19 protein-coding genes and 2 pseudogenes are annotated in these 24,240 nt (G+C 71.3%); 6 read left to right on the forward strand and 15 right to left on the reverse strand.

Annotation, left to right across the window (positions count from 1 at the left end; all coding sequences use genetic code 11):
• Positions 1–102: 102 nt before the first annotated feature.
• A pseudogene (locus BEK98_RS13365) lies at positions 103–351 on the forward strand (DUF3626 domain-containing protein); the annotation flags it as partial.
• A gap of 233 nt (positions 352–584) precedes the next feature.
• Positions 585–1,034 (forward strand): GNAT family N-acetyltransferase, encoded by a 450-nt coding sequence (locus BEK98_RS13370; RefSeq protein WP_094216710.1) that lies wholly within the window; start codon positions 585–587, stop codon positions 1,032–1,034.
• Positions 1,035–1,055: 21 nt separating this feature from the next.
• Here BEK98_RS13370 and BEK98_RS50845 read toward each other — a convergent pair whose 3' ends face one another.
• A complete protein-coding gene (locus BEK98_RS50845) occupies positions 1,056–1,190 on the reverse strand; it encodes a hypothetical protein (protein ID WP_094216711.1) in 135 nt (44 codons plus the stop codon).
• A 138-nt stretch (positions 1,191–1,328) separates the two neighbouring features.
• Here BEK98_RS50845 and BEK98_RS13380 point away from each other — a divergent pair, with 138 nt between their 5' ends.
• Positions 1,329–1,949, forward strand: a complete 621-nt coding sequence (locus BEK98_RS13380; RefSeq protein ID WP_094216712.1) for a class I SAM-dependent methyltransferase — start codon at positions 1,329–1,331, stop codon at positions 1,947–1,949.
• Between the two features lie 20 nt (positions 1,950–1,969).
• On the opposite strand, the gene BEK98_RS13385 is transcribed toward BEK98_RS13380, so the two are convergent.
• Both BEK98_RS13385 and BEK98_RS13390 read right to left on the reverse strand, forming a co-directional pair.
• Positions 1,970–2,470, reverse strand: a complete 501-nt coding sequence (locus tag BEK98_RS13385; RefSeq protein ID WP_094216713.1) for a ribonuclease FAU-1 family protein — start codon at positions 2,468–2,470, stop codon at positions 1,970–1,972.
• A complete protein-coding gene (locus tag BEK98_RS13390; RefSeq protein WP_094216714.1) occupies positions 2,451–3,380 on the reverse strand; it encodes a GNAT family N-acetyltransferase in 930 nt (309 codons plus the stop codon). The genes BEK98_RS13385 and BEK98_RS13390 overlap by 20 nt, the downstream gene beginning before the upstream one ends.
• A 72-nt stretch (positions 3,381–3,452) precedes the next feature.
• Here BEK98_RS13390 and BEK98_RS13395 point away from each other — a divergent pair, with 72 nt between their 5' ends.
• Positions 3,453–3,821: a GntR family transcriptional regulator gene (locus tag BEK98_RS13395; protein WP_094216715.1), complete on the forward strand. Its 369-nt coding sequence runs from the start codon at positions 3,453–3,455 to the stop codon at positions 3,819–3,821.
• A 7-nt stretch (positions 3,822–3,828) separates the two neighbouring features.
• Here BEK98_RS13395 and BEK98_RS13400 read toward each other — a convergent pair whose 3' ends face one another.
• Positions 3,829–4,602 (reverse strand): DUF72 domain-containing protein, encoded by a 774-nt coding sequence (locus BEK98_RS13400; protein ID WP_094216716.1) that lies wholly within the window; start codon positions 4,600–4,602, stop codon positions 3,829–3,831.
• A 73-nt stretch (positions 4,603–4,675) separates the two neighbouring features.
• Entirely contained in the window at positions 4,676–5,785 is a 1,110-nt protein-coding gene (locus BEK98_RS13405; protein ID WP_094216717.1) for a DUF5925 domain-containing protein, read from the reverse strand.
• A 110-nt stretch (positions 5,786–5,895) separates the two neighbouring features.
• Here BEK98_RS13405 and BEK98_RS13410 point away from each other — a divergent pair, with 110 nt between their 5' ends.
• On the forward strand, positions 5,896–7,314 hold the full coding sequence (locus BEK98_RS13410) for a GH39 family glycosyl hydrolase (RefSeq protein WP_094216718.1): 1,419 nt from the start codon (positions 5,896–5,898) through the stop codon (positions 7,312–7,314).
• Positions 7,315–7,333: 19 nt separating this feature from the next.
• Here the strand turns inward: BEK98_RS13410 and BEK98_RS13415 are convergent, their stop codons facing one another.
• From BEK98_RS13415 to BEK98_RS13440, 6 genes and pseudogenes are all read right to left on the reverse strand, one after another.
• Entirely contained in the window at positions 7,334–11,101 is a 3,768-nt protein-coding gene (locus BEK98_RS13415; protein ID WP_094216719.1) for a lipopolysaccharide biosynthesis protein, read from the reverse strand.
• Complete coding sequence (locus tag BEK98_RS13420; RefSeq protein ID WP_094216720.1) at positions 11,094–11,894, reverse strand: polysaccharide deacetylase family protein; 801 nt, start codon at positions 11,892–11,894, stop codon at positions 11,094–11,096. The genes BEK98_RS13415 and BEK98_RS13420 overlap by 8 nt, the downstream gene beginning before the upstream one ends.
• Before the next feature lie 549 nt (positions 11,895–12,443).
• Positions 12,444–13,421: pseudogene (locus tag BEK98_RS13425) on the reverse strand (glycosyltransferase family 2 protein); the annotation flags it as partial.
• The gene (locus tag BEK98_RS13430; protein WP_094216721.1) at positions 13,418–14,239 is read right to left on the reverse strand and encodes a glycosyltransferase family 2 protein; all 822 of its coding nucleotides are present in this window, start codon (positions 14,237–14,239) and stop codon (positions 13,418–13,420) included. The pseudogene BEK98_RS13425 and the gene BEK98_RS13430, both read right to left, overlap by 4 nt.
• A 389-nt stretch (positions 14,240–14,628) precedes the next feature.
• The gene (locus BEK98_RS13435; protein ID WP_244201854.1) at positions 14,629–15,132 is read right to left on the reverse strand and encodes a hypothetical protein; all 504 of its coding nucleotides are present in this window, start codon (positions 15,130–15,132) and stop codon (positions 14,629–14,631) included.
• Positions 15,133–15,216: 84 nt separating this feature from the next.
• Positions 15,217–16,425: a S8 family peptidase gene (locus BEK98_RS13440; RefSeq protein ID WP_094216722.1), complete on the reverse strand. Its 1,209-nt coding sequence runs from the start codon at positions 16,423–16,425 to the stop codon at positions 15,217–15,219.
• Positions 16,426–16,751: 326 nt separating this feature from the next.
• Here BEK98_RS13440 and BEK98_RS13445 point away from each other — a divergent pair, with 326 nt between their 5' ends.
• Positions 16,752–17,558, forward strand: coding sequence for an SGNH/GDSL hydrolase family protein (locus BEK98_RS13445; protein WP_094216723.1), 807 nt, complete (start codon positions 16,752–16,754; stop codon positions 17,556–17,558).
• 3 nt (positions 17,559–17,561) lie between these two features.
• Here the strand turns inward: BEK98_RS13445 and BEK98_RS13450 are convergent, their stop codons facing one another.
• The 4 genes from BEK98_RS13450 to BEK98_RS13465 form a co-directional block, all read right to left on the reverse strand.
• Positions 17,562–19,181, reverse strand: a complete 1,620-nt coding sequence (locus BEK98_RS13450) for a serine/threonine-protein kinase (RefSeq protein WP_094216724.1) — start codon at positions 19,179–19,181, stop codon at positions 17,562–17,564.
• Positions 19,182–19,208: 27 nt separating this feature from the next.
• On the reverse strand, positions 19,209–20,885 hold the full coding sequence (locus BEK98_RS13455) for a HoxN/HupN/NixA family nickel/cobalt transporter (protein WP_094216725.1): 1,677 nt from the start codon (positions 20,883–20,885) through the stop codon (positions 19,209–19,211).
• On the reverse strand, positions 20,882–22,537 hold the full coding sequence (locus BEK98_RS13460; protein ID WP_094216726.1) for a tetratricopeptide repeat protein: 1,656 nt from the start codon (positions 22,535–22,537) through the stop codon (positions 20,882–20,884). The genes BEK98_RS13455 and BEK98_RS13460 overlap by 4 nt, the downstream gene beginning before the upstream one ends.
• Positions 22,538–22,635: 98 nt before the next feature.
• Positions 22,636–24,177, reverse strand: coding sequence for a DUF4331 domain-containing protein (locus tag BEK98_RS13465; RefSeq protein WP_094216727.1), 1,542 nt, complete (start codon positions 24,175–24,177; stop codon positions 22,636–22,638).
• Positions 24,178–24,240: the final 63 nt, after the last annotated feature.

The following is a 24,240-nucleotide window of genomic DNA, read 5'->3' on the forward strand; positions in this document are numbered from 1 at the left end:
ACAACCAGGCCCGGCTGGACGGCGGGCTCCTCGACACGTCGGTGGCCTGGCTGACGGGCGAACTGGACGAACCAGGGCTGCCTGCCTGGGAGGGCGACGAGGATGAAGACGAAGAGGACACATCCCCTTCTCAACTTCCACCCGGACCGCATGCTGCACGGCAAGCCGATCCTGGACGCCATGGCTGAGGGCGGCGTCTACCACTCGCAGTTCGTCACTGGGACCAGCAACGGTGGACTGACCGCGTATCGAGGCGGTGGCCGGTGCCGCTGGGAAAGCCGGATCTTCAACAGGGCATACGACGAGGCGCCTGCTCATGAGCGGCCCGTCTACGGGGCATTGAACTTCCGTGGACCGATGAGCGACTCGTCTTCCCGACGGAGAAAGGCGAACTCCGCAGTGCTCTGAACCTGTGCCGGAACTTCCGGACCCTTCTCAAGCAGGCCGGGTTTGGCTCCCGAGGACTAGGAGCCCACAAAGGCCTGCCTCTGAGCTGGGCGAAAGCCGTTCCGAGGGGCCTTTGGGCTCTTGCGGTGGCGTTAAGCGAGTGCTCAGGCTCCGCTGAGGTAGATAGCGTTCCCGGTATGACGAACGACGAGATCCGGCCCGCCCGAAACGCCGACGTGCCGGCCGTGAAGGCCGTGACCGACGCGGCGTACCACCACTACATCGAGCGGATCGGGGTGGTGCCGCAGCCCATGGAGGCGGACCACGGGGCGAACGTGGCCGCGGGCAGGGTGTTCGTGGTCGGGGAGCCGGTGATCGGGCTCGTCGTCGTCGAGGCGTACGAGGACCATCTGTTCCTCGACAGCATCGCCGTCCATCCCGACGCGCACGGCACGGGGGCGGGGCGGCGCCTGCTGGAGTTCGTGGACGCACGCGCGCGTGCGCTCGGTCTGCCCGAGGTCAGGCTCTACACGAACGCGCTGATGTGGGAGAACCAGAAGATCTACCCGAGGTTCGGTTACGAGGTCGTGGAGCGGCGCGTGGACGGGCCGTACGACCGCATCCACTACCGGAAACGGCTGGTCTGACACGGGAAAGGGCCGGTCCGGTCAGGCGTCCGGCCACCAGGTGCGTGCGATGTCCTTGCGCACCTCCGGACGCCCCGCGGGGCGTTCCTCCGCCTCTTCGCGGATCCGGCGGCTGTCGGTCCTCTTCAGGGGCTTCTGCACGGTCATGCGGCGCATGGCTGCCTCCTTCAGTGCCCACCTGGATCCGTGGTGTCACGGAGGTAGACCCTTTGGGCGAGAGTTCCTCATCGGTGCCGGTCTGTCAGTGGCGGCTGTCACGTCGGGACTGTCAGTGGCGGGTGTCACTCTTGGGGAATGACGAACGAGAGTGAGCACTTGGTTGCGGTGGGTGCCGGGGTGGACTGGGACGCCGAGGCGGCCGCCTTTGATGACGAGCCGGACCATGGCCTGCGTGCGCCCGAGGTCAGGGCCGCCTGGGCGGCCCTGCTCCGGTCCTGGCTGCCCGAGCGCCCCGCCGACCTTCTCGACCTCGGCTGCGGCACCGGCAGTCTGTCGCTCCTCGCGGCCGAGCAGGGGCACCGGGTGACCGGGGTCGACAGTTCGCCGGCCATGGTCGAGCGGGCCCGGGCCAAGCTCGCCGGGCGCGACGCGGTGGTCCTGCACGGGGACGCCGCCGCTCCGCCGGTGGGGGAGCAGCGGTACGACGTCCTCCTCGTCCGGCATGTGCTGTGGGCGCTGCCCGACCCCGCGCGCGTCCTGCGGCACTGGCGCACGCTCCTGCGTCCCGGAGGCCGATTCGTGCTGGTCGAGGGCGTCTGGGGGACCCTCACCCCGGTCGGCATACCCGCCGACCGGCTCACCGCCCTCCTGGAGCCCGTCGCCGGGAGTGTGCGCGTGCAGCGGCTGTCCGACGAGCCCGTGTTGTGGGGGAAGGCCGTGGACGACGAGCGGTACGCGGTGGTCGCGACGGTGTAGCCGGGCGGGCCCTCGGAGGCTCAGGCCAGCAGCTTCTCGAAGTCGCCCTCGCGGGCCAGTGCCTCCAGTTCGTCCAGGGCGGCGACGGCGGCGGACGCGGCCTCCGGGTCCGTCTCCGCCAGCCCGCTCTCGGCGAACTCGTCCTCGTCCAGACGTCGTACGTCCGTGCCGTCGGCGGAGCGCCACAGGTCCAGGTCGAGGTCCTCGACGACCAGCTCGGTGCCGGACAGGACGGCCGGGCGGGTGATGTCGCAGTACCAGCCCTTGACGGTGCCGTCGCCGGCCCGGACCTCCTTCACCGAGTACCAGCGGTCCCGCCAGTAGTGCTCGGTGAACACGTCGCCGGCCTCGAAGCGCACGAAGCCGAAGTCGCGGGCGCCCTCGCCCGCCCACGGGGCGCGGACGGAGATGCGCACACCGTCGTCGGCCAGCAGCTCCGCGGGATAACGGATCTTCGTACGGCCGCCCTTGACCAGGACGACCTCCACCCGGGCCGCGGTCTCAGCCGAGTTCGCGGACATAGCGCACCTCCGTCGCGCAGATCTCGTACCCGAGCCACTTGTTGATCGCGATCATCGGGTCGTTGCCGGCGTCGTTGCCCGTGAAGGCCTCGGTGAGGCCGGCGGCGCGGGCCCGGTGCAGGGAGTGGATCTTGGCGAGCTTGGCCAGGCCGCGGCCGCGGTAGGCCCGGGCGGTGCCGGTCATCGCGGTGGAGTAGCGGGTGGCGCCGTCGGTGTAGGCCACGCTGAAGGCGACCGGGCGGCCGTCGACGACCGCGGCCATGGTCAGCTCGGGGTGCAGCAGCGGGTGCCGCCACGACTGCTCCAGCCAGGCGTCATAGTCCGTGAACTCGATGTCGATCTCACCGGGTTCGTCCGACACCGTCTCCGCGTCCAGCTCGAACAGCGGCCGCGGGTCGTCCGCGAAGTCGGCGGCCGTGCGCAGCTCCACGCCCGGTGGGATCTCCGGGAGCGGCGGGAGGGCACCGTTCGCCAGGTCGAGGCGGAGGAAGTGCGCGGGGCGGCCCTGGGTGTAGCCGTGCTGTTCGGCGAAGGCGCGGTTGGCGGGCTCGTCGAGGACCCAGGTGTACAGCTTGGTCGCGCCCACGGCGGCCAGATGCTCCTCGGCGGCCCGGGCGAGGAGCCGGCCGGCACCGCGGTGGGTCCGGTCCGGGCGTACATAGATGTTGAGGTACCCCTGGCCCGGCTCTGTGCTGTCGTGCGCCAGCGAGACCCCGGCCGCGCCGATCACCTCGCCGTCCTCGACCGCGATCAGCGAGCGGAAGTGGGCGTCGGGGTGGCTGTTGGTGAGCATGTGGCGGACGGAGTCCGAAGTGAACAGGATGTACGGGAGGGCGAGATGGCGGACCCGGGCAAAGCCCTCGGTGTCGGCCTGGACGTCGGGCTGCAGGTCGCGCACGATCACAGTCATGAGCAGGCACCGTACGGGGAGAGGAGCCGGGGGTGCCTCTGATTTTCCCGTGGGTACGGGACAATCGGCCCTGTGAGCCTGAAGATCCATATCGATGACAGCGCGCCGCCGTACGAGCAGGTGCGGGCGCAGATTTCCGAGCAGGCGCGGTCCGGGGCGCTGCCGGTGGGCTACCGGCTGCCGACCGTGCGGGGGCTGGCCGAGTCGCTGGGCCTCGCGGTGAACACGGTGGCCAAGGCGTACCGGGCCCTGGAGAGCGACGGGGTGATCGAGACGCGGGGGCGCAACGGAACGTTCGTGGCTGCCGCCGGCTCGGCCGCGGTGCGTGAGGCGTCCCTGGCTGCGCAGGCATACGTGGAGCGGGTGCGGCGGCTGGGGCTCACCGAGGATGAGGCGTTGGCCGGGGTGCGGGATGCCCTGCGCGCGGCTTATGGGGAGTGACGGGTGGCTAAGGGTGTGCTGAAAGCGCGCCCGGCGTGCGGGTCACCGTAAGACTCGCTCTCGTCGCCGCCCTCCCGAACGTCACCGCGTCCTCCACCGCAGCTCCGCCGGGATCGTTGTTGAAGTACGCGTACACGTCACACGCGTCGGACCAGGTCGTCGCGATGCGGTCCACCCAGGTCTCCAGGGAGCGTCGGCCGTAGCGCGGCCACGGCTGGGCGCGGCCCTCGTGGAAGCGGACGTAACCCCAGTCGGTGGTGCGCCACAGCGGGGTGACCGGGTGGGCCTGGACGTCCGCCCAGCACAGGGCCGCGCCCCGGGACTCCAGGACCGTGCGCGCCTCGGGTGTCCACCACGAGTCGTGGCGCGGTTCGACCGCGATCCTCGTGCCGGAGGGGAAGCAGGCGAGGCAGGCGTCCAGCAGGGGCGGGTCCGCGCGCAGGGTGGGCGGGAGCTGGAGGAGGACCGGGCCCAGGCGGTCGCCCAGGCCCGCCGCGTGGGTCATCAGGCGGTGCACCGGTTCCTCGGGGTCCTTCAGCCGCTTGATGTGCGTGAGGTACCGGCTGGCCTTCACCGCCACGACGAAGTCGTCCGGCACCCGCTCCCGCCAGGTCTCGAAGTTCTCCCGCGTCGGCAGCCGGTAGAACGCGTTGTTGATCTCCACCGTGGCGAAGCGTGTCGCGTACTCCTCCAGCCACAGCCGGGTCGGGCAGTCGCCCGGGTACAGAACCCCCCGCCAGTCCTTGTACTGCCACCCGGACGTGCCGACGAACAGGCTCATATCTCCATCAAAGCACCGAAAGCCACCGGCTACAGAAACAGCGGCGACCGGCTACGGATACGGCAGCCTCCGGCTACAGATACAGTCCCGCGTCCGTCCCGTCCCGCGCCCCCGGCACCGACGTCGGCGCCGTGCCCCGGCGCAGTGCGTACAGCTCGGCCAGGGTCGCGCCGTCCCGGCCGATGCCCTCCTCCCGGTCCGCGGCCTCGCTGCCGAGCCAGTTCACCGCCTCGCCGCGGGTCAGCGGGCCCACCTCGATACGGGCCAGACAGCGGCCGGGGCGGACCACGGCCGGGTGCAGGCGCTCCAGGTCCTCGTTGGTGGTGACGCCGACCAGGACGTTGCGGCCCTGGCCGAGCAGGCCGTCGGTGAGGTTGAGCAGCCGGGACAGGGCCTGGCCCGCGGTGTGCTTGGCCTCGCCGCGGATCAGCTCGTCGCAGTCCTCCAGGAGGAGGAGCCGCCAGCGGCCCTTGCCCGCGCTGTCCTCCTCGCCGATCGCGATGTCCATGAGGTAGCCGACGTCGGAGAAGAGCCGCTCCGGGTCCAGCACGCAGTCCACCTGGCACCAGTCGCGCCAGGAGCGGGCGAGCGTGCGCAGCGCGGAGGTCTTGCCGGTCCCGGGCGGGCCGTGCAGCAGGAGCAGCCGGCCCGCGATGTCCTCGGGGGTCGTCTTCATCAGGCGGTCCATCGCGTCCGCCACGGGGGCCGTGTAGTTGGGCCGGACCTCGTCCCAGGTGCCCGCGGAGATCTGGCGGGTGGTGCGGTGCGGGCCGCGCCGTGGGGAGACGTACCAGAAGCCCATGGTCACGTTCTCCGGCTGCGGTTCCGGCTCGTCGGCCGCGCCGTCCGTGGCCCGGTCGAGGACCGTCTTCGCCAGCTCGGCGGTGGTCGCGGTCACCGTGACGTCCGCGCCGCGGTTCCAGCGGGAGATCAGCAGGGTCCAGCCGTCGCCCTCCGCGAGGGTCGCGCTGCGGTCGTCGTCGCGGGCGACCCGCAGCACCCGGGCTTCCTCCGGCAGCAGGGTCGCGCCCGAGCGCACCCGGTCGATGTTCGCCGCGTGCGAGTACGGCTGCTCGCCCGTCGCGAAGCGGCCGAGGAACAGCGCGTCGACGACGTCGGACGGCGAGTCGGAGTCGTCGACGTGGAGCCGGATCGGCAGTGCGTCGTGTGGGTTCGCAGACATGCCGCCATGATCCGGCACCGATGGGCTCCGCGCACGGCATTTCCACCCCTTGTTCCGGGTGTTCCCAAGACCTGCCCCGTACGTGGTTTCCGCCGTTACTGTTGTCCTTGATGGGACGTCATGAGTGGTATACGGGGAATCGGCGGTGGCGGCTCACCGCCCTGCTCGGGGTGGGCGTGGCCGCTCTGGCCCTGGTGATCACCCTGATCAACACGCTGCCCGGCGGCGGAAGCACCGCCGGCACCTCGCGCGACGGCGACAAGGTGCACGGCACGCCCGCCACCCCGCCCGAGCACCCGGAACCGTACGTCGGCTGGGGCTTCACCCACACCCAGTACAGCGCCGACCAGGGCAGCGGCACGGCCACCGACCGGGTCGAGCAGCTGCTGGCGAAGGACGCCGGGCTGCCGCAGGTCCAGGCCCTGATGGGCTGGGGCGCCGACAACCCCGAGCCGGTGAAGGGACATTACGACTTCGGCGCCATGGACCGCCGGATCGACTTCATCCGCAGGTCGGGCGGCACCCCCGTGGTCACGCTGTGCTGCTCGCCGGACTGGATGAAGGGCGGCAGGGCCGGCGTCGACAACACCGACTGGAGCCAGGCCGCCCTGGAGACCGCGCCCACCCCGGACCACTACCAGGACTTCGCCGACCTCGCCGCGACCGTCGCCAAGCGCTACCCCGACGTACGCCACTTCATCGTGTGGAACGAGTTCAAGGGCTTCTGGAACAACGCCAAGGGCCGCTGGGACTACGAGGGCTACACGACGATGTACAACCTCGTGTACCAGGCGCTGAAGAAGGTCGACAAGGACATCATGGTCGGCGGGCCGTACCTGGTCATGGACAGCGTCGACCCGCGTGACCCGAAGGCCTCCACCGCGCTGAAGGGCCCCTGGGGTGCCATGGACCAGCGGGTCCTCGACGCCTTCGGCTACTGGAGCAGGCACAGGGCCGGCGCCGACTTCGTGGTCGTCGACGGCTCCAGCTACACCAACGACGACGAGCTGCTGCCCGACGAGTTCGCCGCCACCGACAAGCTCACGGCGGTGGGCGAGTGGGTACGACAGCAGACCCGTGACCTGCCCCTGTGGTGGGCGGAGTACTACGTCGAGCCCGCCGACGGCAACGACGAGCGCAGGGGCTGGTCCGAGGCTCACCGCCTCGCCGTCCACGCCACCGGGATGATCGCCATGGTCAAGGGCGGCGCCGACTCCGGCTTCTACTGGAACCCGGAGGAGAAGACGGGCCCCGACTGCCCCGGCTGTCTGTGGACGCCGACGGACGCGTCCGACGGGGGCAGGGAACTCCCCATGTACGACCTGGTGTCCCGGTTCGGCCAGGCGTTCCCGCCGGGCACCCGGTACGAGACGGTGTCCGTCGCCCCGGACGACGTGCCCAACGTGCGGGTGCTGGCCGGCAGCAAGAAGATCCTCGTGGTCAACATCCTCGACCGGGCGATCAGCGCACAGGTCGACGGGAAGCGGTTCGACATGCGGGCGTACGAGGTGAAGTGGCTCGACCGCTGAGCCACCACCCCGTACCCCCTCACTTCATGGTCAGGAACCGCTGCACCAGCGAGGCCAGCAGCACCGCCAGCAGCGGCAGCGAGAACCAGAAGCTGCTCTGCAGCAGGCGCAGTTGCCGGGTGCTCGGCCGCGTCGCGACCCGGACCACCTCGCGCGCGGTGAGCAGCAGGATCAGCGCCACGGCGGCCAGCGCGCCGACCACCGACCACGGCGTCCACGTCACCTGCGGCCCGATCGGGCCCGGATCCGGTTTCGGCACCGGGCCCGCCGGCTGCTTGCGCAGCGCGTACACGGTGACGTCGTCGTTGACCAGGACCTTCGTCAGCTCCTGCCGGTTGTCCAGGTGGTGGATCAGCCGGGACTCCCAGGTCGCCGAGTAGCCCGCGTCCAGCTCCAGATAGGTGACCTGACTCTCGTTGATCATCAGGTACGAGTTCGGGCCCGCGTCCTTGAGCGACTTGACCAGCCCGGACACCAGCACCGGGTCGACGGGTGCGAGCGTCGGCACGTAGTTCACCCGTTCCATGTCCCGGGAGCCCCACGGCAGGGCCGGGGTCACGTCGTTGACCGGGTCCTGGCTCAGCCACAGCAGCCGTACCGTCGGCCGGTCGTGGGCGTACACCCAGTCCATGGCCGCGACCTCGCCGGGCCGGGTCCGCTCGAACGACTCGTTGCCCCACCGGGCCACCAGGAACCCGCCCATCAGCAGCAGCCCGGCCAGCAGCGCGGCCAGCGGGGCGAGGCTGACCCGCTCCTTCTCGCGCTCCCGCGCGGTGACGCCGGTGCGCGGGAACAGGGCGAGCGCGCCGAGCAGGGCCGCACCCGGCACCGCGAACATGAAGACGCGCAGCGCCATCTCGCCGCCGTACGACTGCATGCCGAAGCCCAGGAACGGGACGAAGGTGAGCACCAGCAGCGACCGCTCGCGGTACCGGTGGAAGCGGCGCCGCCACCAGCCCCAGCAGGCGAGCGCCAGCACCGAGCCGGCCAGCAGGACCCGGACGTACAGGACCAGCTTGTGGGTCGAACTCCCGCCCTGGATCCGGCCGGAGACGGAGGTCGAGACATTGCTGCCGACCCCGCCGACCCCGCCGAAGAGATCGTTGAAGTGCCCGGACCAGTACGGCTCGGCCATGAAGCCGACCCAGACCGCGACCAGCACCGCGAACAGGACGGGCAGCCCGCGCAGCTCGGACCGGCGGAGCAGCACCAGGACCGCGAGCACGCCGAGCATCACGAACGGGGTGAGCTGGTGCGCCGGGACGCTCGCCGCGTACAGGCCGATCAGCACCAGGAGCAGCACGGCCCGCTGGCGCCGGTCGGTGGGTTCGACCTCGGCCTCGCCCGGGCGGAACTTCGCCCAGATCACGTGGGGAGCGCGGAACCACACCAGCAGGATCGCCACGAAGACGAGGTACAGCAGGAACGTGAAGCCCTGCGGGGAGAAGTAGTCCTGGCCGACCCAGCCGCTGAGCACGAAGAGCCACACGCCGGTCCACTTGGCCCGCCAGCTGGCCCGCAGAGACCGGGTGAGCAGGAACAACGGGGCCAGATAGGCGAGTTGGATGGCCGTCGGCCACCAGCGGATGATCTCCGTGAAGTCGTCGACCCCGCATGCCCGGGCGGCGAACGCGGCCACCGCGAAGAACCCCGGCCAGCTCCAGCGGGCGTCCAGGTCCGGCACGGCGGACCCGGTGCGGTCGATGTAGTCGATGAAGCCGAGATGCTGCCAGGCCGTCGGGAACCGCGGCTCGGTCTCCAGCACCGCGGGCAGCGCGTGCAGGGACACCACGGTCGCCAGCAGCGTGACCAGCAACAGGGCCCGGTGCTCACGGCGCAGCCAGAGCAGCGAGGCGAACACCGTGACCAGCAGGGCTGCCCCCACCAGCGTCGGCAGCGGCAGCACGGAGACCAGGCCGAGCCCGCCCATCCCGTCGAGGTCGGCCTCGCCGAGCCGCAGCGCGGGCACCCAGTACAGCAGGAGCGCGGCGATCAGCAGACAGCCGAGGACGACACCGGAGCGGGTGGGCGTCCGGCGGGTGGGCGGCTTCTCGGCCGAGGCTTCGTCCACGGTTTCGTCCGCGGCCTCGTCCACAGCTTCACGCACTACGGCGTTCTCGGGCGCCGCCACCTCGAACGGCGCGTCGACCTCCGCCTCCTTCAGCAGCGCCGCCTCGGCCGGACCCAGCGACGCCTCCGCGCCCGGTTCCGGCTCCTCGACCGGTCGCGGCACGGGCGTGCCCGCGGGCGGGGTGCCGGGGCCCGGGCGGACGTCCGGCCGGCGTTCGACGTGGTCGAAGTCGACGTGGATGCCGAGGGCGAGGGTGTCGTTGTCCAGCGCCCAGGCCGGGCTGTGCCGATGCGCGGGGGAGTCGGCCGGGACCTCGCGCGCGCCCAGGTCGGAGAGGTCCCCGTCCGGTGCCGCCGTCTCCGGCGGCAGGGCAGGGGGCGCGGACCGGATGGTCAGCCACAGTTTCGGCGCCGCGATCGCCACGATCACCGCGAGGCTGGAGATCTCGGCGACGCCCGCTCCGGTCAGGCCCATCCGGGGCAGGAGCAGCAGCGTCAGGCCGAGCACCAGCACACACAACAGGCCCTGCAGCCAGGCGAGTCCGGCGGTACGGCTCTGCGCGCGCAGCACCGCGAAGTACGTCTCCATGACGACCCGCAGCACCGCGCCCACCGCGAACCAGCGCAGCAGCGGGGTCGCCGCGTCCGCGTAGCCCTCGCCGAAGACGCCCAGGATCCAGGGCGCGCCGACGAACAGTACGCCCGCGATCGGCAGCATGATCTTGGCCATCCGCCTGAGCGCGGCGCGGGTGTTGGCGGCGAGGCGCCCCGGATCGTGCGAGCCCTCGACCGTGAGGGACGCGCCCATGTTGATGGCGAGCAGGTTGGTCGTGCCGCCGATGGTGGTGGTGATGTAGAAGTACGCGTTGTCCTCGGAGCTGACCTGCGAGGCGATGATCACCGGGACGAGGTAGACCACGGCCAGCGAGAACAGCGAGCCGGTGTAGTCGCCGGCCAGGAACCGCCCGATCTCCCTCAGTGTCGGCGGCTTGGCGTGGTCCTCGGTCGCCTTGACGTGCCGGGGCACCAGCCGACGGAACACCAGCCAGCCCAGCGGCACCACCGAGGTGGCGATGGCGGCGACCCAGGACACGAAGACACCGGTGGTCGGGATCGCCACGGCGAACGCGACGAGCAGCCCCAGCTTCACCGCCGAGAACACGGTGTTGCCCACCGGCACCCAGGGCGCGCTGCGCAGCCCGGTCAGCACGCCGTCCTGGAGGGTGAGCAGGTTCCAGGCGACGACGGCCGCGATGAAGCCGAGGCCCTTCACCGACCCGTGCAGGAAGTGGTACGACGGCCCCCATGTGTCCAGGGTCATCAGGAAGACGCCCGCGGCCAGCGCCACGATCAGCGAACTGCCCGCGTACGTAAGGAAGATGAGCCGCCCGGTGCGCGGTCCGGCCACCGGGATGAAGCGGGCCAGGGCGCCCGTCAGGGTCACCGCGGTCAGCCCGGCGAGCAGCTTCATCGCGGCGATGGCGGCGGAGCCCTGCCCGACCGCCGACTCGGAGTAGTAGCGCGCCGCCGCCAGCCAGAAGCCGAGCCCGAGCACGGCGGAGATGCCGGTGTTGAGCATCAGCGCGTAGGCGTTGCGGAACAGCTGGTTGCCGCCGGACGACCGGCCCAGCCCGGGCAGGCGAAGGCGGCGCCCCGGTTGCTCGGGCGCCTGGTCCTCGGGCGTCGCGGCCTCGGTTGTGGTGGTCGTGTCAGACACGGGAACGGATGGCCTTCCGGCGGACCTGACGGGCTCTGCGGACGAGGGCGTACCCCTTGGTCAGAGCGCGGTCCTTGGCGAAGTTACGGGTGATGGCACGGCCCTGGAGCAGCCGCTCGAACTCCTCGACGTCCGTGCCGCGCCGGACGGTGACGCGTTGCAGGGCGTACGGACCCTGGCGGCGGCGGGCGAGCCCGTTGCCGACGGCGAGCGCCTGGGCGTACCCGGCCTCCCGCACCGCCCCGCGGACCCGGCGGCTGGAGTAGCCGTACGGGTAGGCGAACGACACCGGCCGCGCGCCGAGTTCGCCGGTGACGATCTCGGTGCTGCGGACCAGCTCCGCGCGCAGGGTGGCGTCGTCGAGCTGGTCGAGCTGTGGGTGGGAGTGGCTGTGCCCGCCGATCTCGATCCCGCTGTCCGCGAGGTCGCGCACCTGCTGCCAGTCGAGCATGGCGTCCAGGCCGCCTCCGGTGTCGTACGCGCCCTTGATCCAGCCGGTGGAGACGAACAGCGTGGCCGGGAAGCCGTGCTTGGTGAGCACGGGCAGGGCATGCCGGTGGACGCCCTCGTAGCCGTCGTCGAAGGTGATCAGCACCGGCCGGTCGGGCAGCGGCCGGCCGGACCGCCAGCGCGCCGCGAGGTCGGCGGTGGTGACCGGGGTCAGGCCCAGGTCACCGATGAGCGCCATCTGCTCGGCGAAGGCCTCCGGCGCGACCGACAGCGCCCGGGTGGCGTCGTTCGGCGCGCTCGCCACCGCGTGGTACATGAGGATGGGCACGGCGGTGTCACTCATGGGCGTTCCCCCTCGATCCCTACGCCCGTGCGGCTCATGGGCGTTCCCCCTCCATCCCTACGCCCGGTCGGCTCATGCGGGGTCCCTCTCGGTGCGTGCGCCGGGGTCGCTTGCGGTGTCTCCGTCGATGCGTGCACGGGGGTCGCTTGTGGTGTCCCCGTCGGTCCGTTCGCCGAAGTTGCTTGCAGTGTCCGCGTCGATCCGTGCGGCCGGATCGTTCGCGGTGTCCCCGCCGATGCGCCCGCCCGGATCGCTTGTGGTGTCTCCGTCGGTCCGTGCGCCGGGGACGCTTGCGGTGTCCTCGCCGATGCGCCCGCCCGGATCGCTTGTGGTGTCTCCGTCGGTCCGTGCGCCGGGGACGCTTGCGGTGTCCTTGCCGATGCGTGCGCCGGGGTCGTTCGCGGCGTCCTTGCCGATCGGCCCGCCCGGATCGCTTGTGGTGCCCTCGCCGATGCGTGCGCGGGGGTCGTTCGCGGTGCCCCCGTCGACGCGTCCGCCCGGATCGCTCCCGGTGTCCTCACCGATCCCTACCCCCGCATCGGTGAGGGTGTCCCCCTCGATCCGTACGACGGAGAACGTCGGTCCGCCCCGCCGGGCCCGCACGCTGCCCACCACGTAGCCGCCCGCCGCGGTGAGTACCCCGGCGACGATCGCGCCCGCGCGGCCCGCGCCGCCCGGGCGGGCGAGCAGGGCGTCACGGAGGCCGCGGGCGATTCCGGCGGGCAGGACGCGGGTGGTGTAGCGGCGTTCGGATTCGAGGCCCTTGTCGGCGCCGACGCTGCGGGACACCAGGGCTTTGGACAGGCCCTCGGCGTAGGCGCGGGTGCGGAAGTACGCGAAGTGCTCGCGGGCGGCGGGCACCCGGTGGTGGATCACCGCGCGGTCGTCGATGAGCAGGACGGCGTCGGGGCGGGCCCGGGTGAGGCGGATGCACAGTTCCGTCTCCTCGCAGCCCAGCGGGCGCCGGTCGCCGTCGCGGCCGATGCCGGTCGCGAAGCCGCCCGCCGCCTCGAACGCCGTACGCCGGAAAGAAGCGTTTCCGCCTAGTACGTTGCGGACTCGGACCCGGCCCGGCGGCAGCCCCCGGTAGGTGCAGCCCACCACCCAGTCGAACTCCTCCGGGAACCAGGCGGGACGCCGCCCCGAGGCCCAGACGGGCATCGTACGGCCGCCGACCGCCATCACCCGCGGGTCGGCGTATCCCTCGGCGAAGCGGCACAGCCAGTCCCGCTCGGCCACGGCGTCGTCGTCCAGGAAGGCGATCACCTCGCCGTGGGAGGCGGCGATACCGGTGTTGCGGCCGGCCGACAGCCCGCGCGGGCCGGCGTTGGCGAGCACGCGCACATCGCCGGCCTCCTTGTACTCGCGGGCCAGCCGGTCCAGCAGGGCCTGGTTGTGGTCCACGACCAGGAGCGTCTCCAGCGCCGGATACGACTGCGCGCGCACCGAGGAGACCGCCGCGAGGATGTCCTCCCAGCGGTCCTCGGTGTACACGCAGATCACGACGGAGATGCCGGGATCTCTCAAGACACCTCTCCCCGCCCGGTGTTCAGCAGTCGTTCGTGGTGGGCCTGGCGGCGCAGGGCACGCCGGTTGGAGCGCTCCTCGAGGATGACCTTCAGCACCCGGATCCCGTCCCGCACGGCCCGCAGATTGCTCGTGCCGTGGATGCGGAGGTACTCGTGGCTGGGGATCTCCTGCACCTTCAGCCCCGCCTTGACCACTCTGATGTTCATCAGCGTCTCGACCTCGAAGCCGGTGCAGTCGAGGTCGATCTTGTCGAGGCAGTGCCGCCAGAACGCGTTGTAGCCGTAGCAGAGATCGGTGTAGCGGGCGCCGAACTTGCGGTTGACGATGGTGCACAGCGCCCAGTTGCCGAGCTTGCGGATGAAGGTCATGTCGTCCGTGCCGCCGCCGTTGGCGAACCGCGAGCCCTTGGCGAAGTCGGCGCCGGAGACGAGGGCGGAGACGTACGACACGATCTCGGTGCCGTCGGCCGAGCCGTCCGCGTCGACCATCACGATGATGTCGCCGGTGCACGCCTCGAACCCGGTGATCAGGGCATCCCCCTTGCCCTTGCCCTGCTGTTCGACGACGCGCACCTCGGGCCACAGCGAGCGGGCCACTTCGACGGTGTCGTCGGTGGAATTGCCGTCCACGAGAACCACTTCGTGTATCCAGTCCGGAAGGGTCTTGAAGACGTAGGGGAGATTCTCCGCCTCATTCATGGCGGGAATCACCACGCTCACCGGCGGAGTGATCGCCAGGTGAGAGGAGATGGGCCGGTAGCGGGCGGCCAGTAACGGATCTTGGCCCGAACTCGGCGGATGCAGAACAGAACTCATGAGTGTGGTCCCTCTCGTCCGGTGGACCGCCCGCCCCTGGGCAGCCCGGCTCTGTGTCCGGTTCGAAAGGGGGGTTCTCATCCTCGGCACGGCGAATTGGTCTCCGTGCAGGCGGACGAGCTGGCAAAGCTGGCCGGTCTGCCGGAAAAAGACGACAGCCGGTCGCGCGGCACGACTCGGTCACCAGTGCGGTCACCGAGCACGGCACCCCCCTACCGCGCCCCGCGCCGGAACGTCACGGCCCTGAGCCCTCCCCTGAACCGTGTGCTGACGGACCGATGCGGGTGAGATGTACGACGGTATTGATGATTGAAGCAGAATGGCAAGACCTGGAAGGAGATCTCACGTTTTTATTGGTTTGGCCGTTACATAACTTTGGCCTGGCTTCTTCACTCTTGCCCGAGTTTTTTCGAACGGAATTTCTCCCGGCCGACGACGAGCAGGAGCAGGAGCAGGCTGAGTGCGGTCACCGCGACGACCCCGCCGCGGACCGACCAGCGGTGCACGGCCAACATGCCCTGGGCAACCAGCATGTCCAGGACGACCGCGCCCGCAAGCGCGGTGAGCGCCCGGCCGAAGCGATCCAGCCCGCGCAGCGCCGCCCCGATCGCCACGGCCGGCGCCGCGAGCAGGAAGAACAGCGTGCACGGTCCGCGCAGCGGTGAGTCGGCGTCGGTGAGTGCGAGCAGCGCGCCGACCGTGCCGATGGCGGTGGCCGCCCCCGCGAGCAGCGGTGACAGGTCCCTCCCCGGACCTGGCCGCGCCCGCTCGGCGTCTTCTCCGGTGTTGTCCGCCGAAGGCGTCTTGATGCGTAAGGTCTGCATTGGCGACTTTGCCCCCCAGCGCGCCGGATGCCGGGCTTCAATGTGGCGCAGGCCCAAGGGGGCCGTCAAGATGACATCCCTCTTTAAACATGTGTTCCCCGGAGGCCTTCGGGGCCTCCGGGGAACGGGGTGTTCAGGGGGTGTGTACGGCCGTTACGGGACGAGCTTCAGGAGCTTGTTCGGCGAGCCGCTGCCCGGGCTGGTGACCACGCCGCTGGTGGCGCCGTTCACCAGGGCCGTGGCGACCTGGGCCGGGGTGGCCGAGGTGTGGCTCGCCAGGTAGACGGCGGCCGCGCCCGCCACGTGCGGGGTCGCCATCGAGGTGCCGGAGATGGTGTTGGTCGCGGTGTCGCTGGTGTTCCAGCCGGCCGTGATCGAGGAACCCGGCGCGAACAGGTCCAGCACCGAGCCGTAGTTGGAGTAGCTTGCCTTGGCGTCCGAGCTGGTGGTGGCGCCGACCGTGATCGCCTCGGTCACCCGGGCCGGGGAGTACGAGGAGGCGTTGGCGCTGCTGTTGCCGGCCGCGACGGCGTAGGTGACGCCGCTGGCTATGGAGTTGCGCACCGCCGTGTCCAGCGAGGTGGAGGCGCCGCCGCCGAGCGAGAGGTTGGCGACCGAGGGCCCGCTGTGGTTCGCGGTCACCCAGTCGACACCGGCGATCACCCCGGCCGTCGTGCCCGAGCCGCTGTTGTCGAGCACCCGGACCGCGACGATCTTCGCCTTCTTGGCCACGCCGTAGGTGGAGCCCGCGATGGTGGTGGCCACATGGGTGCCGTGGCCGTTGCCGTCCTGGGCGGTGGTGTCGTTGTCCACCTCGTCGTAGCCGTAGGAGGCACGGCCGCTGATCTGGGAGTGCGTGATGCGGACGCCGGTGTCGATGACGTACGCCGTCACGCCGCTGCCCGCGCTGTCCGGATAGGTGTAGGTGCCGGACAGCGGCAGGCTCGCCTGGTCGATGCGGTCCAGACCCCAGGGGGCGCTGGACTGCGTGGTGTCGGCGAGGTGGACCCGCTGGTCCTGCTCCACGGTGGCCACCGCCGGGTCGGCGGCGAGTCTGGCGGCCTCGGCCGCCGAGAGGTGGGCGGTGTAGCCGTTCAGGGCCGCGCGGAAGGTCTTCTGCACCGTGCCGCCGTAGTGCTGGATCAGGCCCTTGCCGGTGTTCGACGAGGCCGCGAAGCCGGCGGTCTTCTTCAGGGTGACGATGTAGCTGCCCTTGACGGCGGTGGGGGAGTTCGCGGCCAGCACCGTGCCGCCGACCGGGGCCGCCTGTGCGGGCAGCGCGGCGAGTGAGCCGACGAGGGCGGCGGAGGCCAGGCCGGTGAGGGCGGCCGTGCGGAGCTTCTTGGTACGCAGCTGTGCCATTGCGGGGGAGTCCTCCTCCTGGCGGCGCACGCCCGGGTCCGGCGCGCGTCTGTGGGGGGTGCACGCGGGATCGCGCGCACGACCCTGGAGCGTTGCGTTCCGTTCCGGGGCTGGGTAAAGCCTCGGTCATCTATGGGGGTAGAACAAGGGAGTTGACGAGCTGTCAACAGATCTGACATGCACACGCAATAACCGGAGCGTGAACGTCCTGGGCCGATCCCGTCGAGACGTCGTTGAGACCTAAAAAGTCTTGGCATGAACACTTCCTGTCAACACGCGTAGTTGCTACGACAGTTGTGGCAGACATCCTGCTAAAGGGAGGTTCCATGAGACGTTCCCGATTTGCGGCATCCGTGACCTCGCTCCTCCTCGCCACCGGCCTCGCCCTCACCGGGGCCGCCACGGCGCAGGCCTCCACGGCTGCCGCGAACGGCGGTTATGTGGCGCTGGGCGACTCCTACTCCTCCGGGGTCGGAGCGGGCAGCTACATCAGTTCGAGCGGTAGTTGTGACCGCAGCACCAAGGCGTACCCGTACCTGTGGAACGCCGCGCACAGCCCGTCCTCGTTCGCCTTCAACGCCTGCTCGGGTGCCAGGACGGACGATGTGCTCGCCAATCAGCTCGGCTCGCTCAACTCCTCCACCGCCCTGGTCTCGATCAGCATCGGCGGCAACGACGCCGGTTTCGCCGACGTCATGACGACCTGTGTCATCTCGTCCGACAGCGCCTGCATCTCCAAGATCAACAGCGCCAAGGCGTACGTCGACTCCACGCTCCCCGGCAAGCTCGACGCCGTCTACAACGCGATCAGCGCCAAAGCCCCGTCGGCCCAGGTGGTCGTCCTCGGCTACCCCCGCTTCTACAAGCTCGGCCAGACCTGCCTCGGCCTCTCCGAGACCAAGCGCTCCGCGATCAACGGCGCGGCCGACTACATCGACGCCGCCATCCAGAAGCGCGCCCTGGACCACGACTTCGTCTTCGGCGACGTCCGCACCACGTTCACCGGCCACGAGATCTGCTCCGGCGACTCCTGGCTGCACAGCGTCAACTGGCTCTCCATCGGCGAGTCGTACCACCCCACCGCGGCCGGCCAGTCCGGCGGCTACCTGCCGGTGCTCACGAACGCGGCCTGACCGTCACGAGGCCGAAGGTGAAGCGGAGGCCCCGTCCGTCGGGGTCTCCGTCGTTGCGCAGGTCACCGTGAACGGCACCGAGTTCGACGTGGTCCGCACCGGACTGCGCACCTCCACGCTGATCTCGTTGTCGATCGTCCCGCTGTCCGAGTAGGCCGTCACGACCACCTGCACCTGCTGGGTCTTCCCGCCGTCCGCGGGGAACGACAGCGTCTTCCACCCCGGGTCGGAGACCGACCCGTGCGCGAGCACCCACCGGTACTCCACCTGCGCGGGCACCCGCCCCACCGTGAACGTCGCCGTGAACGCGGGCGCCTGTGCGGTCGGCGGCGGGCAGCTTCCGTCGTACTCCGTGTGCGCGCCCGTCAGGGTGACCCGTACGGACTGGGCCGGCTGAGTGCTCGGCGGGGCGCTGCTGCTCCGCGTGGGCGGCGGCGCTGCGGTGTCCGTCTTGGTGCCGGTGCTCGGGCTCGGGGTGTGCGCACTCTGGCTCGCCCGGCTGGTGTGCGCGCCGGCGTTCCCGTCACCGCCGCCGTTGTGCCGGTCGAGCAGCGCGTACGTCAGTCCCGCCACCGCCAGCAGGACCGCGAGGAGACCGGCCACCAGGACCACGCCGGCCCGCCGGTTGCGTTCCGGCTCGACGGCCGTGGTCCGCGGCTCCGGATACCCGGTGGGCACGGGCATCGGCGGTGTGGGCGACGGCCGTTGCGGCCGGGCCGCGACCGTCGGGGCGTACGGCGAGGCCGGCGTCGTGTCCGTGCGCGCCGGTCCGGGGGTCCCGCCCGCCGCCACGATCCGCAGCTCGTGCTCGGCCCGTTCGCCGGACAGCCGCTCGGCGGGGTCCTTGCGCAGCAGCCCCTCGATGACCGGGGTGAGCGGTCCGGCCCGGTGCGGCGGCGGCAGTTCCTCGTCCACCACCGCGCGCAGGGTGCTCAGTGGTGTGTCCTGCCGGAACGGGGTGTTGCCCTCGACGGCCGCGTACAGCAGCACGCCCAGCGACCACAGGTCCGACTCGGGACCCGGCGTACGCCCCAACGCCCGCTCCGGCGCCAGGAATTCGGGCGAGCCGATCACCTCACCGGTCATGGTCAGCGCCGAGCTGCCCTCGACCGTCGCGATGCCGAAGTCGGTGAGGACCACCCGGCCGTCGTTCGCCAGCAGCACGTTGGCCGGCTTCACGTCCCGGTGCAGCACCCCGGCGGCATGCGCGGCACGCAGCGCGGCCAGCACCTCGGCACCGATGTGCGCGGCCCGCTGCGGCGGCAGCGGACCCTCGGCGTCCAACTGGTCGGCGAGGGACAGCCCGCGCACCAGCTCCATGACGATCCAGGGGCGGCCGCCCTCCATCGCCACGTCGTACACCGTGACCACGTTGCGGTTGGCGACCCGGGCCGCCGCCCAGGCCTCGCGCTCCAGGCGCGCGTACATCCGCTCGACATCCGAAGCGGGCAGCCCGGCCGGGGCCCGCACCTCCTTGACGGCCACCTCGCGGTGCAGCACCTCGTCACGGGCGCGCCACACGGTGCCCATGCCGCCCTCGCCCAGCGGCGACAGCAGACGGTAGCGGTCCGCGATCACACGTTCACGCCCCGGCTCTTCGGACACGGGCGACCCCCACGGCATCTCACGTGATTTCTCCACAAAAGTAGCTCAGCCGAGTGCGGATGCGGCCCCCTTGAGCACCAATCCGGCACCCAGGGCGACGACGACCAGCGCGGACGCGAGCGGCAGGGTCCGGCGTACCAGGGTGGCCACCGGGTGGGCGGTCCAGCGCGGGCGCCGGTCCAGCACCCGGGTCATCCCCGTGCCGAGCCGGACGACGGCGAACCCGGCGGCCGTGAGCGTCAGCGCGAGACCGGCGCCGTACGCCACGACGAGCAGCAGCCCGAACCAGGCCTTCCCGAGCGCCGCGGCACCGACCAGCACGACGACCGCGGAGGGGCTGGGCACCAGACCGCCGGCGAACCCGAGCAGGATCGTGCCGCGGACGGTGGGGGCGGTGGAGTGGGAGTGGGTGTGGCCGCCGTGGGTGTGGACCAGGGCGTGCTCGTGGCCGTGCTCGTGGCCGTGGCCGTGGCCGTGGCCGTGGTCGTGGTCGTGGTCGTGGTCGTGGCCGTGGCCGTGGTGATGGTGGTGGCCGTCGTGGTGATGGTGATGATGGTCGTGCTGTGCGTGGGCTGCTTCCTGGTGCGCACCCACCAGGGCCAGCGGGCGTTCTTCGGCTTCCTTGTGCGCGTGAGGGTGCGCGTGGGGGTGAGGTTGGGGGTGGGGGTGGGGGTGCGGATGTGCGTGTGCGCGGTTGCGCCAGGCCCGTCGTACGAGGTTCGCGCCCGCCACGAGCACCAGGGCGCCGCTGGCGATGCCCAGCCAGGCGATCACCGAGGGCGTGGCGGCGGAACCGGCCGTGACGAGCAGGCCCAGAGCGACCACGCCGAGGGTGTGGGTCACCGTGACCGAGGCGGCCAGGGGCAGCACGTCCCGCAGCCGGGCCCGGCCGCCGCGGGCGGCCGCCGTCGCGGCCATCAGGGTCTTGCCGTGGCCCGGTGCGAGGGCGTGCATCGCGCCGAGGACGACGGCGATGAGCAGGGCGAGCGCGGCGAAGCCGACAGTGAGGTTGTGGCGGGCGACGAGGTCGTCGAGGGCGCGGGTCCAGCGGTCGGCGCCCCGGGGCAGTACGGAGGCGCCCGGGGCGTCCTGTCGCTCCTCTGCGAGGGCCGGGCCGCCGGGGCGCACCCGCAGGGAGGCGGTGGCGGTGTCGGCCGGGGAGGACAGCAAGTCCTTGGGATAGCTGGTGAGTTCGTGCGAGACCGACGTCTTCGGTACGTCCGTCGCGGTGAGCGTCATGCGGTCGCCGCGGGCGGTGATCTCCCGCCAGCCGGGCCCGCTGGTGGTACCCGCGCTGTGAAAACCGAGCGCGACGGACTTCCCCTGGGGGAGCGGTGCGGTGAACCGGCACTCCACGCGCAGCGTGTTGAGCCCGGCCTGCCCGGGCCGCAGGTTCGCGTGGGCGGAGCCGGGGGTGAGCGTGGCGGAGTGTCCCCCGACGGTGAGCCTGCTGCCCCGCGCGGCCTCGGCGCACCGCTGCTCGGCCCATGTGGACAGGCCCAGCCGCTTGATGTCGGGCTTGGCCTGGGTGGCCGGGATCTCGGCGAGGTCCTCCACATGGTCGACGCGGAGCTGTCCGGGGGCGGCGACGAGACCGTCGTAGCGGTTGACGGTGAAGTTGCCGAGGGGGTGCGCGCTCGCGGCCGCGGCCGGGGTGAGCGCGAGGGCGCAGGCGGCGGTGAGGACCGCTGCCGCCGAGGCGAGGGGGCGACGGAGGTTCACCGGGCAGCCTCCAGTGCCTTACGGGCCCGAGCCGCGCCCAGGGGAGAGAAGCCGGGGTTCAGCTTCAGGGCCGCCCTCAGGGAGGCGCGGCCGTCCTCGGTGTGGCCCGTGGCCAGCTCGATCATGCCGCGGTGGTAGAGGAAGGCGGCGCTGCGGTAGCCGGTCGCCGTGGCCCGGCGGGCGTACGGGAGGGCTTCCTTGTCACGGCCGTTCACGTGCAGCGCCCAGGCGAGGGCGTCCGCGGTGTGCACGGTGTGGCGGCGCGCCCACTCGGCTCGGGCCGCGCGCAGGGCCGAGGCCTTGTCGCCGTGGTCGGCGGCGGCCAGCGCGGTGTCGAGGTCGGCGTTGACGCCGTTGGCGCGGGCGAGGGCGATCCAGGCGTCCACGAGCGCGTACTGGTCGCGGGCCCTGGCCTTGTCGCCGGCGGCACCGCGGGCCTCGTACAACTCGCCGAGTTCGACGAGCGGTCCGGGCAGCGGATAGCGGGAGACGACGGTCTCCAGACCCTTGATCGCCTCGTCCCGGTGACCGTCGGCCGCCTGGGCACGGGCCCGGCCCTCCAGCGCGGGGAGGTAGTTCTCGTCGGCGGCCAGGGCCCGGGCGTAGTAGGTGAGCGCGGTCGTGTACTCGCCCTGGTTCCACGCGAGTTGGCCGAGCTGGGCGGCCACGTAGGCGACATCGCCCCGGGAAGTGGCCACGGCCAGGGCCTGCTTGAGCACGCGCCGGGCGGTCGTCACGTCGCCGCGCAGCTCGTGCACGTACGCGTACCGCGTGAAGACCGGCACGCCCGGCTTGCGCGTGTCGGCGGTCTTGGCGGCCCCGTCCGCTTCGGCGTACCGGCCCAGTTCGACCAGGGCGTCGATGCGCGAGGACAGGGCGCGCTCGCTGTACGGGTTCTGCTTCAGGGCCTGGTCCGCGTAGGTCAGCGCGTCCTTGAAGTCGTGCCGCGCGGCGGCGAGCGCGGCCCGGCCGGCCAGGGCCTGGTCATTGCGGGGATTCAGCGCCAGCGACCGCTTCAGAGCCTTCTCGGCCTGCGGATACCGCGCCGGGTCCCCCTTGGTCCGCGCCTGCTCGACGTAGGCCAGGCCGAGGGTGGCCCAACTGCCGAAGTCCCGTGGCTGGGACCGCAGATGCGCCTGCAGCGCGGCGATGCTCGCGTCCAGATTCCCGCTGCCCAGCACCCCGGGATCGACAGCACTGGAGGCGACCGCCACCGCGGACCCACCATCCCGCGCCGCCCCGACGGCAATCGCACCACCCGTCAGCGCGACGGCCAACAGAGCGGCACAGCCGACCAGTTGAGCCGCCCGCCAGCGCCGCCCACTGGCGCCGACCCGACGGACGGCGGCGACGCGGTGGTCGGTGCCGGAGGGGGAGGCATGCGAGTGGGGCACGACGTGTGCGGTTTCCGGCACAGCGGCATCCGACCCACATGCGCCTGACTCGGCCTCGGGCCTGTCCGACTCGGTCTTGGACGCGGCCTGCTCGGCCTCGGCCTCCGCCCCGGATCCACCCGGCTCGGCCCCCGCCCCCAGCGCCCCCGCGTCCGGGCCGGTCAGTTCCGCTTCGGGTGTGGCAGAGGCCAAGGCGGTATCCCCGCCAGGGATCGTCGGCCGGGTTTCGGCCTCGTCGTCGTTGGTGCGCGGGGGCATGCCCTCTCCTCGGTCGCCTGGTCATGTTCGGAAGGGGAAAGGCGCGGCCCGCCGTGGGGGAGGGGGATACGGGCCGCGCCGGTCGGTGGGGGTGTGGATCAGTACGGGCGCTGCATCCGGCGGCGCCACCAGGCGAAGGCGGTGCCGATCAGCAGGATTCCGGCCGCGCCCGAGGCCGCCGAGGCGGCGATCAGCACCGTGTTGCCGGAGCCGTCGGAGGAGGACCCGGCCGGCTGCAGGGCGTCGCCGAGCTGGCTGCGGACGTCGGCGTTGCCGGACGTGCCCTTGGCCAGGGCGCCGCGGGAACCGGCCGTCGGTTCGGCCACGTACGGGAAGTACTTGTCGAAGCCCTTGTCGTTCTTGTCGACCGCGTCGCCCAAGTCGTTCTTGGAGCCGACCAGTTCGCCCTCGACCACCTGGAGGGAGGCGTCGATCACGTCGTCCGACAGGCGACGGCCGTTCGGGAAGCCCGCGTTGTCACCGTCGAGGACGCCCAGCCGCTTGGGGTGCATGCTCGGCTTGATCGAGGTGTTCAGCCGCAGCTCCTCCGCAGGCTTCACGTACGGCGGCTGGTTGAGGCCCTTGACGCCCTTGAGGAACACGTCGACCAGGTCGTTGCGCGGCTCGGCGGGTGCCTTGATCTTGTAGATCGACTCGATGAGCTTCGGCAGCTCGGGGTTGGTCACGTTCTTCAGGAACTGAGCGTCGTACCAGGGCTGGGACGCGTTGAACTTGTCCTTGTCCTTCTGCGGGTTGACGACCTCGTTCACCAGCGGGTTGCCCAGGCGCGAGACCTGCTCGTAGTACCCCTGCGCGTTCCTTCGCTGCGTCGTCGACCAGATGCCGACGATCGGCTGCTTGGACGACTCGCGGATCAGGTCGTTGGGCACCTGCAGCGCAATCGTATTGACGTTGTAGCCCTTGAGCGTGTCCCGTCCGACCTCGGAGAGGTTCCCGCCGTAGAGCAGGTCGAAGACGCGCAGGTCGGCGAAGAACGGGTCGTCGGCCTGCCCGGCGAAGGTCGCGCCACCGCCCGCCGTCTTGTAGATGGCCTGGGACCGCAGCTTGGCGTAGTCCGGCATCGACGCCTTGCCGACGTTCGACGGCGCGACCGGCACGTTGTCCGCGAGCCGTGTCTTGGAGACGACCTTCTGGTTGTGCAGCTTGACCAGGTCGATGTCGTAGGTCTGCGTGATGTTCAGGTTCGGGTCGTCGAGGCTCTTCACCGCCCCCGTGTTGTAGAGGAAGGTGTTCTTGTTCTTGACGTGCGTCTTGAAGGTGTAGCGAAACAGCAGCTCGCCCTGCGCGTCACCGTTGTTGTCGATGTGGATGTCGTACTGGGCGTCGTCCGCGAACGTGTAGAAGTTCGGTCCGCCGGCCGGCTCCTCGAAGGGGATCCAGTTGGCCACGATCGTCGTGGTGTCCGGCTTGTCCGGGCTCACGAAGGCGTACAGGTCCGTGTTGTCGTACTGCGGGGTCCCCGAGATCAGCGGGGCCTCCCGGTGGGAGGAGGCGGAGGCCGCCCCGGGTTCCAGCGTGGCGACGCCGGCGGCTGCGAGCCCTCCGGCGGCCAGCGCACCACAGATGAGCGAGACCAGGCCCTTGCGTCCCGTGCCGCTCCTGGAGAAGAGAGGTGTCATGCCGTCCGTCCTCAGTGCCAACTTGCCTTGACGGACGGGTATACGGAGCGGAGGAGCCGATCG

Source organism: Streptomyces diastatochromogenes (assembly GCF_002242805.1).
Classification (GTDB): Bacteria; Actinomycetota; Actinomycetes; order Streptomycetales; family Streptomycetaceae; genus Streptomyces; species Streptomyces diastatochromogenes.